Below are 12259 nucleotides of genomic sequence, written 5' to 3' on the forward strand. Positions count from 1 at the left end.
CTTGCCCCGCGAAGCAGGCGACGCGGTGCGTGGCACCGGCTTTGCCGGTGTTCGCGGGGCAAGCCCGCTCCTACAACCAGCGTTATGATTGGCTTCATAGGAGCGTCTATGGCAAAACCACGCAACCAACCCACCGCCTCAGCGCCGCCCACCCTGGGCGAGGGCTGCCTCGCCCGCTACGACCCTGATGCCCTCGGCGACGAGGATGGCACCGACTTCCCCGGCGCCGCCGAACTCTGGCGCCAGCTCAACCCGCCTGACGCCGCCAGCGCTCCAGCAACGGACGCGCCAGCAGGCAGACGAACACCGGCCCGCCCGCCAGCAGGTAAAAGTAGTAGGTGACCGCGCGCCAGATCAGGATCGCCGCGGCTGCTGTCGAGCTGCCCACCAGCGGCGCCAGCAGGCTGGCCGAGGTCAGCTCGGCGGCGCCGGCGCCACCTGGTAGCAAGCTGAACTGCCCGGCGCTGAGTGCGAGCATCTGCACCAGAAAGCTTGGTATCCACGCAAGCTGCGCGCCCAACCCCTGCAGCGCCAGGTACAGCACGCTGTAGCGCAGGCTCCAGTGCGCGCAGGTGAGGGCGAACACCAGTGCCAGCGTGCGCTTGGGCAGGCGCCAGGTCTGTGCCAGGGCGTGGATGAAGTGCAGCAACCTGCGCGCCCAGCGGCGCCTGCGCGGCGGCGACATGCCCAGGCGCCGCAGCAGCTGGCCGTTGACGCGCATCACCCGGCGCCGGTAGCGCAGCAGCAGCAGTACCAGGCCTAGCGCGGTGCACAGCAGCAAAGCGCTGCCCAGCAGCATGCCTTGCTGGCTGCGGCCCAGGCTGTGAAACAGCGCGTAGCCGGCAATCGCCAGCATCGCGCAGAAGAAAAATACCAGGTCGTTCAACTGGTCCATGGCGAACACCGCGCCGCTGCGCGCGGGGCCGATGCGCTCACGGGCGAGCAAGGCCATCAGCGCCAGTGGCCCACCACTGCCACCGGGGGTGGTGCAAATGGCGAACTCGGTGGCCATCACCACGCCGAGGCTGCGTACCCGGCCAAGGCTTGCGCCGTGCTCGCCCAACAGCAGGCGCAGGCGCAGGGCGTTGATTACCCAGCACAAAAGAATCATCCCCAGCAGCGTCAGCAGCAGGCCGGTGTCGAAGGCCATGAGCCTGGGCAGCAGTTCGCTGCCGCCCAGCAGTGCCGGAACCAGCAAGGCGCCGAGCAGGGCAATGGCCAGCCAGGCGAAGCGGCTCATGCGAGCACCTGGCGCTCCAGCCAGGCCGACTTGGTCAGCGGCTCACGGCCTTGCAGCAACAGTTCATCCAGGGTGCGTAGCCAATAGTCGCGTGAGAAGCGGTGGCGCATGTCCACCGGGTGCAGGCCCAGGCGCAGGGTTTCGGCGCTGTGCCAGCGCTGGCACTGCCAGTTGCAAACCACCCGCGACAAACCGCGGCGCCAGGCACTGCGGGCGCTCCAGACCAGCCCCGGGGCGTCGAAGGCGGTGAAGTCGGGCAGGCGGTACAGGTGCTGCGGCGTACTGGTATAGCGCAGCGGCAGTTGGCACAGGGCCTGGCGTGTGCCTGGGCTCATCAGCCAGGCCGGGGCGACGAAGCCGGCCACCGGCCAGCCCTGGCGGGCGAACAGCGCCAGGCCCTGTTCCAGGCGGTGCAGGGCCTGGGCTTGGTCGAGGGCGTAGAACTCGCCCTCATGGGTGAAGACCCGGCGCATGAAGTATTCGCCCAGGCTGCGCGGCGTCGGCCCGTCGTCGGCATGGTAGAAACCATGCAGCGCCAGTTCATCGCCGCGCGCCAGGCGCCGTTCGAGCAGGCGGCAGAAGGTGGGGGAGCGGGCCAGCGGGTTGCGGTGGTGGAAGTCGGGTACCACCAGCCAGGTCATGGGCACGCTGCCCATTTCATCCACGGCCTGGACGAAGGGCTGGTAGTCGGGCCAGGTTTCCGGGGCGATATCGTGCAGCACCAGCATCAGGCTGCGCCCGGCGCCACTGGGCTCAAGCATGGGCGCGCACCAGGGAGGGGTGGCCGAGCACGGCCTGGTAATGCTGCAGCAGGCCGTTGACCACGTTGTCCCAGGAATAGTGCTGCTCCACATGTTGCCGGGCCTGGCGGCCCAAGGTGCGCACCCCGGCCTCGAACGCTTCGCGCACCGCCGTGGCCATGGCCCGGCCGTCATTGGCCTGGCACAGGCGCCCGCACTGCTCGTTGATGATTTCGCTGAACGCGCCGGCGCGCACGGCCACGACGGGAGTGGCGCTGGCCATGGCTTCAAGAATCACCAGGCCGAAGGTTTCCTGGTCACCGGCGTGTACCAGCAGGTCGGCGCTGGCCATCAGCCGGGCGACCTCCCGGGGCGGGCGGAACTGGTCGATGACCGTGACGTTGCCCGGCACGTTGGCCGGCATGTTCGAACCCACCAGCAACAGGTGGTAGGGGCGGCCCAGCTGCTGCATGCAGGCAAGCAGCACGGGCAGGTTCTTTTCCCGCGAGCCGCGCCCGGCGTAGATCAGCAGGCGGCTGGTTTCGGCAATGCCAAGCTCGGCCCGCAGTTGCGGGTCGCGGTGGGCGGGGTGGAAGGTTGCCAGGTCGACGCCCAGGCGTTGTACGTGGACATCGCGCACGCCCAGGCGGGCAAGCTTGTCGGCCATTACCCGGCTGGGCGCCAGCACCCGGTCGAAATTGCCATAGAGCTTGCTGACGTAGGCCTCGACGTTGGGTGTGAACCAGTTGCCCATGCGGTTGCTTACCAGCAGTGGCAGGTCGGAGTGGTAGAAGCCGATCACCGGCACGTCGAGCTTGCGCCGCGCTTCGAGCGCCGCCCAGGCGGTGAGGTAGGGGTCGCCGACCTCGATCAGGTCGGGCTGCAGGCTGCGCAGCACATTGCACCAGGGCGCCAGGCGCACGGGAAAGCGATAACCCTTGCCGAAGGGCAGGGGAGGCGCTGGCACGTGGTGGATGCCATCGGCTTGATGGGCGCTGGCGCCGGGGATCAACAGGCTGTGGCGCACGCCGGGGAGGGCGTCGAGGCGATGGTGTTTGGCATCGAGGTAAGTTCGCACGCCGCCGCTGGCCGGGGCGTAGAACATGGTGATGTCGGCAATGTGCACGATCAGCATCCCTCCGGGATCGTCTTCGGGTGTGTCATTTGGCAATGACGCGCCTAAAGGTTGACCTTACTGAAGGATAGATTGTTCGATCGGGGTTTGGCGGGTGAAGCATCGCGAGCTGCGCTCGCTCCTACCGGCCTGCAGCCATCCTGTAGGAGCGAGCGCAGCTCGCGAAACGGTGGGGCAGGTCAGATGCGGAAGCTGCCCACCAGGTGTTTCAGGCGGGTAGCCTGTTGCTCAAGGTCCGAGCACGCGCGCAGGGTGGCCTGCAGGTTCTCGACGCCTTCCTGGTTGAGCATGTTGATCTCGTTGATGTCCATGTTGATCGAGTCCACCACGGCGGTCTGTTCCTCGGTGGCAGTGGCCACCGACTGGTTCATGCCATCGATCTCGCCAATGCGCACGGTCACGCTGTCCAGGCGCTCGCCGGCCTGGTTGGCGATCTGCACGCTGTCCTGGCTGTGGCGCTGGCTCTGGCCCATGGTGTCGACCGATTCGCGGGCGCCCACCTGCAGCTCCTCGATCATGGTTTGCACCTGCTGCGCTGACTCCTGGGTACGGTGCGCCAGGTTGCGCACTTCGTCGGCAACCACGGCAAAGCCTCGCCCGGCTTCACCGGCGCGGGCCGCCTCGATGGCGGCATTGAGCGCCAGCAAATTGGTCTGCTGGGAAATGCTGGTGATCACCTCGAGAATCTGGCCGATGTTCACGGTCTTGTGGTTGAGCGTCTCGATATGCGCGCTGGAGGTGACGATCAGGTCGGACAGGCGGTTCATCGCCGCGATGTTGCGTTCGACCACCTGCTGGCCTTCCTCGGCGAGCAGCCGGGCGGAGCTGGCATGCTGTGACGCCTGGGCGGCGTTGCCGGCAATTTCCTGGGCGGCGGCGCCCAGTTCGTTGATGGCGGCGGCAACGCTGTTGGTCCGGTTGGACTGCTCGTCGGAGTTGGCCATCGACGAATTCGAGGCACTGATTACCCGCAGCGCCACTTCATTGACTTGCTGGGTGGCCGAGGACACCTCGCGGATCGAGCTGTGGATACGCTCGACGAAGCGGTTGAACGCCGTGCCAAGAATGCCGAACTCGTCGTGGTTGTGGATGGTCAGGCGCTTGGTCAGGTCGCCTTCGCCTTCGGCGATGTCTTCCATGGCCCGGGTCATGGTCAGCAACGGCTGCATGAGCGCGCGAATCAGCAGGCCGAGCAGGCCGATGATGATCACCACCGCCACCAGCGTGGCGATGATCGCCGAGGTGCGGAAGGTGCTGAGCATGGCAAAGGCCTTGTCCTTGTCCACCGACAGGCCGATGTACCAGTTGGCCGAGGGCAGCCCCTTGATCGGGGTGAAGGTCAGCAGCCGGGCCTGGCCGTCGCTGTCGACTTCGGTGAGTTCACCTGACAGTTTCGGGGTGTGCTCGGGGAACAGGTCCGACAGCGACTTCATCACCAGCGATTTGTCCGGGTGGACCAGGATCTTGCCTTGGTCGTTGACCAGGAAGGCGTAGCCCATGCCGCCGAAGTTCAGCGAGTTGATGATTTGCACCAGGCCGTCCAGGGCCAGGTCGCCGCCGACCACGCCGACGTTGCTCGACACCTTGCTGAGGATGCCGATGACCATCTTGTTGGTGGTCATGTCGATGTACGGTTCGGTCAGCATTGCACCCTGCGCGTTCATGCCATCCTTGTACCAGGGGCGGGTGCGCGGGTCGTAGCCGTCGGGCATCTTGGCGTCGGGGCGCACGCTGAAGCCGCCATCGACCTTGCCCAGGTAGACCGTCAGGAAGCTTGAGATCAAGGCATTCTGGCCCATCAGGGTTTCGGCATTGGCCGGTTGCTGGGCGATGTTCTGGGCCAGGTTTTCCACCAGCTTGATGCGCCCGTCGAACAGGTTGCGGATGTTGGCCGACGTGGATTCGCCCATTTCAGCCAGATAGTTCTCCAGGTTGGCGCGGATGGCATTACGCTGGAGGTAGTCGTTATAGAGGGTGAACAGGCTGAAGGCGAGTATCACGATCAGCGAGGCCGCCAAAAGAATCTTGTGGCTGAAGCGAAGGCTTTTGTTCATGGCGTAATCGGTTCCGCTAAGGTTTTTTTATCGGGCGTTCGCACGAGTAGCGCTGCAAACAGCGCAACATCCCGAAAAGTCCTTTTTCGGTTGTTCCTGTGTATTAAGTGAATATCACCCATAGGTATCGGCCGAATTAAGGTAAAGCTTGAGTAGAGGATTAAAGAGATGTCGGAATCTTCGACGATAGTTGTAGGTGCTGGCCCAGATGGCCTGCCAGTGCAGCAAGCCATGCGCCTGGCCAACCGCCACGGGCTGGTCGCGGGCGCAACGGGCACTGGCAAGACTGTCACCCTGCAGCACCTGGCGGAGGTGTTCAGCGATGCCGGTGTGGCGGTGTTCGCCGCCGATGTCAAAGGCGACCTCTGCGGCCTGGGTGCTGCCGGGGCGCCACAGGGCAAGGTGGCCGAACGGATTGCCGGCATGCCGTGGCTGGGGCATACGCCACGGGCCTACCCGGTGAGCCTGTGGGATATTGCCGGGCAGTCGGGCCACCCGCTGCGCACCACCCTCACGGAGATGGGGCCGTTGCTGCTGGGGAACCTGCTGGAGCTCACCGACAGCCAGCAGGCTGCCTTGTATGCCGCGTTCAAGGTCGCCGACCGCGAAGGCCTGTTGTTGCTCGACCTCAAAGACCTCAAGGCTTTGTTGGCGCACCTCAAGGACAACCCACAGCTGTTGGGCGAAGACAGCGCCTTGATGACCAGCGCATCCACCCAGGCCTTGTTGCGGCGCCTGGCAACCCTGGAGCAGCAGGGCGCCGAGGCGCTGTTCGGTGAACCGGCGCTGCAGTTGGAAGATGTGCTGCGGCCAGACGCCGATGGCCGTGGGCGCATTCACCTGCTCGATGCCAGCCGCCTGGTGCACGAGGCGCCAAAGGTCTATGCCACGTTCCTGCTGTGGTTGCTGGCCGAGCTGTTCGAGCAACTGCCCGAGCGCGGCGATGCCGACAAGCCGGTGCTGGCGCTGTTCTTCGACGAAGCGCACCTGTTGTTCAATGGCACGCCCAAGGCCCTGCAGGATCGCCTGGAGCAAGTGGTGCGGCTGATCCGTTCCAAGGGCGTTGGGGTGTATTTCGTCACCCAGTCACCGGGCGACCTGCCCGACAGCGTGTTGGCCCAGTTGGGCTTGCGCATTCAGCATGGGTTGCGCGCCTTCACCGCTCGGGAACAGAAGTCGTTGCGTGCGGTGGCCGACGGCTTTCGGCCGAACCCGGCGTTCGACAGCCTGGCGGTGCTGACCGAGCTTGGCATTGGCGAGGCGTTGGTCGGAACGCTGGAAGAGAAGGGCACGCCGGCGATGGTCCAGCGCGTGCTGATTGCCCCGCCACAATCGCGGATCGGGCCGTTGAGCGCAGCCGAGCGCAGCGCCCTGATTGCCGCTTCGCCGCTGGCAGGGCGTTATGACAAGCCGATCGACCGGGAGTCGGCGTACGAAATGCTGACCCAGCGTAAGGGTGAGGCAGTGGAGCCTGCGCCAGTGCCGAAGGCTGATGAGGAGAGTTTCGCCGACAAGGCCGGGGAGTTTTTGCAGAGTGCGGCGGGGCAGGCGATCAAGTCAGCGGTGCGTCAGGCGGCGAACCAGCTGGGGCGGCAGTTGGTGCGGGGGTTGATGGGGTCGCTGTTGGGGGGCAAGAAGCGCTGATCGCCTGGGCTGGCCCTTTCGCGGGGCAAGCCCGCTCCTACAGGCGTCGCGCTACCCCTGTAGGAGCGGGCTTGCCCCGCGAAAGGGCCGGCACAGGCAACCACAAAAAAGCCGACCCTGAGGTCGGCTTTTCACTGCAGCGGGTTCGATCAGGCCAGCGCCTTGGACGCCAACCAGAACAGGCCAGCCGCCAGGCCCATGGAAGCCGGCAGGGTCAGCACCCAGGCCAGCAGGATGGTCTTCACCGTGCCGCCTTGCAGGCCGCTCTTGTTGGCGACCATGGTACCGGCCACACCGGACGACAACACATGGGTGGTCGATACCGGCAGGGCGAACACGTTGGCCATGCCGATTGCGCAGGCCGCGGTGATTTGCGCCGACATGCCCTGGGCATAGGTCATGCCCTGCTTGCCGATCTTCTCGCCAACGGTCAGTACCACACGCTTCCAGCCGACCATGGTGCCCAGGCCCAGGGCCAGGGCGACGGCCACGATTACCCAGAACGGGGCGTATTCGGTGGTGGCGGTGAGGTCTTTGCGCAGCTTCTCAAGGTCGGCCTTTTCACGGGCGCCCAGGTCGGGCAGCTTGCCAACCTTCTTCGCGGTATCGTCCAGGCACAGCAGGTAGCGGCGCACTTCCACACGCTTGTCGGCGTCCAGGGCGTGGTAGTCGGTCACGCCCCGCAGCGAGGCCTGCAGCGCAGCGATGGTCGGTTCGGTCTGCTGCGGGTTGCAGCTGAACTGCTCCGGCAGGTCAGTCGACTTGGCCTTGCCCAGTGCCAGGAACTCGCCCAGGGTGGCGGCGTTGCGCTGGTAGAACTGGCTCATGTGCAGGGTGGCGTCGCGGGTGCGTTCGATCTGGTAGGTGGTGCTGTTCAGGTCGAGCACGAACTTGGCCGGCACGATGCCGATCAGCACCAGCATGATCAGGCCGATGCCTTTCTGGCCGTCGTTGGAGCCGTGCACGAAGCTCACGCCCATGGCCGAGATCACCAGCACCAGGCGGTTCCAGAACGGTGGGTGCTTCTTGTCGTCGAGCTTGCGGCGCTGATCCGGAGTTTTGTGCATCTTCGACAGTGGGCGCCACCATTTCAGGCCAACCAGTACCAGTGCGGCCACGACGAAGCCGGCAATCGGCGACACCACCAGCGACATGGCGATGTCGATTGCCTTCTGCCAGTTCACGCCATCACCCAGCGGGATGCCATTGATCAGCGCATTGGCCAGGCCCACGCCGAGGATCGAGCCGATCAGGGTGTGCGAGCTGGAGGCCGGGATGCCGAAGTACCAGGTGCCCAGGTTCCAGGTGATGGCCGCAGCCAGCAGCGAGAAGACCATGGCCAGGCCATGCCCGGTGTTCACGTTGATCAACAGTTCCACCGGCAGCAAGTGCACGATGGCGTAGGCCACCCCGACTCCACCGAACAGAACGCCGAGGAAGTTGAACACCCCGGAGAAGAACACGGCCAGGTGTGGCGGCATGGCTTTGGTATAGATGACGGTGGCTACCGCGTTGGCGGTGTCATGAAAGCCATTGATGAACTCGAATGCGAGCACGAAGGTCAGGGCGAGCAGCAGGCTCACCAATACCCAGGCATCCAGTCCGCTGAATAAATCGATCATGAAGGTTGTCTGGCGGTCATAGGGGGGCGGGATTATGCCAGAAAACCTTGGCAATCGATGCACCCACTGCAGACCGATGGCAGCTTCGTCAGCGCATGCGCAGGCTTGGCACGGAGAGAGCAGGGGAGGAAAAGTTCCCTGAAAAAACAAAAAAATGCTGAAACGTCTTTAAAAATCAGGAAAAACGCCATTCTGGCGACGCTTCAAACGGGCGTATGAAATTTGTGTAATTCCATTTCATCCTCGGCCAATCGGTAATGATCGGCCGCGCCGTGGGCCTGAACCCGCGGCGCAATGGCAAGGCATGGCGGCTCAGGAGTCTTCGCTGCGCAGTTCCTTTTCCATTTTTTCCAGTTCCTGGCTGAATGCCTGGTCCTGGACAGTGGCACGTTTTCGCCAAGGCTTGCGCTCCGGGTCCGGTTGCGCGGCGTAAGTGGTGACTTCACCACCGTATACGTCCTTGTAACGTTCAGCCTGGCGCTCGAGTTCTGCGCGCAGTTCATCTTTCGTCACAGTGATACCTGAATGATTAAGAGTGGTCGTGTTGCGTGCCTGTGCAAGTTGCCCATGCACGGGCGTGCGGGATGACCGAATGATGATCGGGCCGCGGGTTTACCCCGGCATGTCGATCCGTTCAGTCAACTTGAAGTATAGCAACGGCTAAAAAGTCGCTCAGCGTTATTTACCCAACCTGACACTCACTGTCAAAGTTTTGTGAGCGGTTGAACGTTACCAAGTTTGAACCGCGTCGCGGTGGCGAAGTTCATTGCCGGTGAATAGGCACGCGCAGGGGAAATAAAAACGGCCTCGCACAAGGCGAGGCCGTTGCCTGGGGACTTCTACGGTGGGTACCTGACCAGTCTCTCCAAAGAAGCCACATGTGGCAGGAGAAAGGTATAAGCAAATTTGTCAGCGGTCAATTGCGATTATCGGCCGTTCGTTCGATAATCGCACGAGCCAGCGATTTTTTTGAGGTGTGCGATGAGTGACGAAACCCCGGCCAACGAATCCGCCAGCCCTGAGGCGATCCGCGCAACGGCGCCGGCCATGGCGCCGCCGATCGTGGCCTCCCCGGCCAAGCGGATTCAGGCCTTTACCGGCGACCCGGATTTCATGACCTCACTGGCCCGCGGCCTTGCCGTGATCCAGGCATTCCAGGAGCGCAAGCGCCAGCTGACCATCGCCCAGATCAGCCACCGCACCGAAATTCCGCGGGCGGCCGTGCGCCGTTGCCTGCATACCCTGATCAAGCTGGGCTATGCCACCACCGACGGGCGCACCTACTCGCTGCTGCCCAAGGTGCTGACCCTGGGCCATGCCTACCTGTCCTCGACGCCCCTGGCGGTGTCGGCGCAGCCGTACCTGGACCGCATCAGCGACCAGCTGCACGAAGCGGCCAACATGGCCACGCTCGAAGGTGACGACATCCTCTATATCGCCCGCTCGGCCACGGTCGAGCGCCTGATCTCGGTGGACCTGTCGGTGGGGGGGCGGTTGCCGGCCTATTGCACGTCCATGGGCCGTATCCTGCTGGCAGCGATGGACGACACCAGCCTGCGCGAGTACCTGGAGCGGGCTGACCTGAAGGCGCGTACCAGCCGCACCCTGCACGACCCCGAGTCGCTGTTCGCCTGCATTCAGCAGGTGCGGGCACAGGGCTGGTGCGTGGTCGACCAGGAACTGGAGCAGGGGCTGCGTTCGATTGCCGTGCCTATTTATGATGCGTCCGGGCAGGTGCTGGCGGCGTTGAACGTCAGCACCCACGTCGGGCGGGTGACGCGCAGTGAGCTGGAGCAGCGTTTCTTGCCGATTTTGCTGGCGGCCAGCCGCGACCTTTGCCATCAGTTGTTTGGGTAACGTAAAGCTGACGCGACCCCGGTAGGAGCGAGCGCAGCTCGCGATGGGGCGCGCAGCGGCCCCAAGGTTTTCAGTTGCGCGGCACAGGAGGCCGGGGCTGCTGCGCAGCCCATCGCGAGCTGCGCTCGCTCCTACCAGGACAGGTGTGCCGTTCAGGGGGGGGAAGGCGATTTTTTTGAGCGCATTGTTGTGCGATAAACGCACAGTGTCGCTCCGGGTGAATTGCGTCACCCCGGCCTGCTGATTAATGTCTCTCGCAACGGTCGGCTCTGCCGACCGAACAAGAAAAACATAAGAGGCGCACCCCATGACCACTGTCACCCAACTGCCGCGGCCGCACCCGTTCGCAGTACCGCTGTACTCAGGCTGAATCAGGCCGCACCCGAATGATCCCAACCCTGTACCCGTTTCCCGTGTGCAGTGGCCCGGCCGTGCCTCCTTTTTCGGATAACAACAATGAACAAGCCCCAATCTGTCGGCAGCAACCTCGACGTCCAGTCCTTCATCAATGACCAACCCCTGTCACGTTACCAGTGGCGGGTGGTGATTCTCTGCTTCCTGATCGTTTTCCTCGATGGCCTCGACACCGCGGCCATGGGCTTCATCGCCCCGGCCCTGTCCCAGGAGTGGGGCATCGACCGCGCCAGCCTCGGCCCGGTGATGAGCGCCGCGCTGATCGGCATGGTGTTCGGTGCCCTCGGTTCCGGCCCGCTGGCCGACCGTTTCGGCCGCAAGGGCGTGCTGGTGGGCGCGGTACTGGTGTTCGGTGGTTTCAGCCTGGCGTCGGCCTATGCCAGCAACGTCGACCAACTGCTGGTGCTGCGCTTCCTGACCGGCCTGGGCCTGGGCGCCGGCATGCCCAACGCGACCACGCTGCTGTCCGAATACACCCCGGAACGCCTCAAGTCGTTGCTGGTGACCAGCATGTTCTGCGGCTTCAACCTGGGCATGGCCGGGGGGGGCTTCATTTCCGCGAAGATGATCCCGGCCTACGGCTGGCACAGCCTGCTGGTGATCGGTGGCGTGCTGCCACTGCTGCTGGCCGTGGTGCTGATGCTGTGGCTGCCGGAATCGGCGCGTTTCCTGGTGGTGCGTAACCGCGGCAGCGACAAGGTGCGCAAGACCTTGGCACCGATCGCCCCGGCGGTGGTGGCCCAGGCGGCGAGCTTCAGTGTGCCGGAACAAAAGGCGGTGGCTGCGCGCAACGTGTTCGCGGTGATCTTCTCCGGCACCTATGGCCTGGGCACGGTGCTGTTGTGGCTGACCTACTTCATGGGCCTGGTGATCGTCTACCTGCTGACCAGCTGGCTGCCGACACTGATGCGCGACAGTGGCGCGAGCATGGAGCAGGCCGCCTTCATCGGCGCGCTGTTCCAGTTCGGCGGCGTGCTCAGCGCGGTGGCGGTGGGCTGGGCGATGGACCGCTTCAACCCGCACAAGGTCATTGGCCTGTTCTACCTGCTGGCCGGTGTGTTCGCCTACGCCGTGGGCCAGAGCCTGGGCAACATCACGGTTCTGGCCACGCTGGTGCTGGTGGCTGGCATGTGCGTGAACGGCGCACAGTCGGCCATGCCGTCGCTGGCCGCACGCTTCTACCCGACCCAAGGCCGCGCAACCGGCGTATCGTGGATGTTGGGTATCGGCCGCTTCGGCGCGATTCTTGGGGCGTGGAGCGGTGCCACGTTGCTGGGCCTGGGCTGGAACTTCGAGCAGGTGCTGACCGCACTGCTGGTGCCAGCGGCGCTGGCGACCGTGGGCGTAATCGTCAAGGGGTTGGTGAGCCACGCCGACGCCACCTGAGGCGGCAGGGCCGTTGCGGCCCATTCGCGGCACAAGGCCGCTCCTACAGGTAGACGCGATCGCCTGTAGGAGCGGCCTTGCGCCGCGAATGGGCTGCGCAGCAGCCCCCATCGCAAGGAAACGACCAACCCATATTTAGTTCGATAACCGCACAAATAGTCGATTAT

The 12259-nt window shown here is 64.4% G+C and carries 9 protein-coding genes; 3 read left to right on the top strand and 6 right to left on the bottom strand.

All coding sequences use genetic code 11. The features are described from left to right. Window positions 1–247: 247 nt before the first annotated feature. The 4 genes from F3J45_RS11005 to F3J45_RS11020 form a co-directional block, all read right to left on the bottom strand. A complete protein-coding gene (locus F3J45_RS11005; RefSeq protein ID WP_167061632.1) occupies window positions 248–1240 on the bottom strand; it encodes a lysylphosphatidylglycerol synthase transmembrane domain-containing protein in 993 nt (330 codons plus the stop codon). Further along, entirely contained in the window at window positions 1237–2001 is a 765-nt protein-coding gene (locus tag F3J45_RS11010; RefSeq protein ID WP_167061635.1) for a DUF2334 domain-containing protein, read from the bottom strand. The genes F3J45_RS11005 and F3J45_RS11010 overlap by 4 nt, the downstream gene beginning before the upstream one ends. Next, the gene (locus tag F3J45_RS11015; protein ID WP_167061638.1) at window positions 1994–3115 is read right to left on the bottom strand and encodes a glycosyltransferase family 1 protein; all 1122 of its coding nucleotides are present in this window, start codon (window positions 3113–3115) and stop codon (window positions 1994–1996) included. Before F3J45_RS11015 ends, F3J45_RS11010 begins: the two co-directional genes overlap by 8 nt. Window positions 3116–3294: 179 nt before the next feature. Continuing rightward, window positions 3295–5169 carry a methyl-accepting chemotaxis protein gene (locus tag F3J45_RS11020; protein ID WP_167061641.1) on the bottom strand — a complete coding sequence of 625 codons (1875 nt, stop codon included), beginning with the start codon at window positions 5167–5169 and terminating at the stop codon, window positions 3295–3297. A gap of 168 nt (window positions 5170–5337) precedes the next feature. Here F3J45_RS11020 and F3J45_RS11025 point away from each other — a divergent pair, with 168 nt between their 5' ends. Then, window positions 5338–6813, top strand: coding sequence for a helicase HerA-like domain-containing protein (locus tag F3J45_RS11025; RefSeq protein ID WP_167061644.1), 1476 nt, complete (start codon window positions 5338–5340; stop codon window positions 6811–6813). A 149-nt stretch (window positions 6814–6962) separates the two neighbouring features. Here the strand turns inward: F3J45_RS11025 and F3J45_RS11030 are convergent, their stop codons facing one another. Together F3J45_RS11030 and F3J45_RS11035 are read right to left on the bottom strand one after the other, a co-directional pair. After that, window positions 6963–8435 (bottom strand): inorganic phosphate transporter, encoded by a 1473-nt coding sequence (locus F3J45_RS11030; protein ID WP_167061647.1) that lies wholly within the window; start codon window positions 8433–8435, stop codon window positions 6963–6965. 312 nt (window positions 8436–8747) lie between these two features. Beyond that, entirely contained in the window at window positions 8748–8948 is a 201-nt protein-coding gene (locus tag F3J45_RS11035) for a hypothetical protein (RefSeq protein WP_167061650.1), read from the bottom strand. 468 nt (window positions 8949–9416) lie between these two features. On the opposite strand from F3J45_RS11035, the gene pcaR reads away from it, so the two are divergent. Both pcaR and F3J45_RS11045 read left to right on the top strand, forming a co-directional pair. After that, on the top strand, window positions 9417–10292 hold the full coding sequence (pcaR, locus tag F3J45_RS11040; RefSeq protein WP_205299710.1) for an IclR family transcriptional regulator: 876 nt from the start codon (window positions 9417–9419) through the stop codon (window positions 10290–10292). A 456-nt stretch (window positions 10293–10748) separates the two neighbouring features. Then, window positions 10749–12092 carry an MFS transporter gene (locus F3J45_RS11045; RefSeq protein ID WP_167061653.1) on the top strand — a complete coding sequence of 448 codons (1344 nt, stop codon included), beginning with the start codon at window positions 10749–10751 and terminating at the stop codon, window positions 12090–12092. Window positions 12093–12259: the final 167 nt, after the last annotated feature.

Origin of the sequence: Pantoea sp. Ap-967, from assembly GCF_011752565.1 — a bacterium.
Lineage (GTDB): Bacteria > Pseudomonadota > Gammaproteobacteria > Pseudomonadales > Pseudomonadaceae > Aquipseudomonas.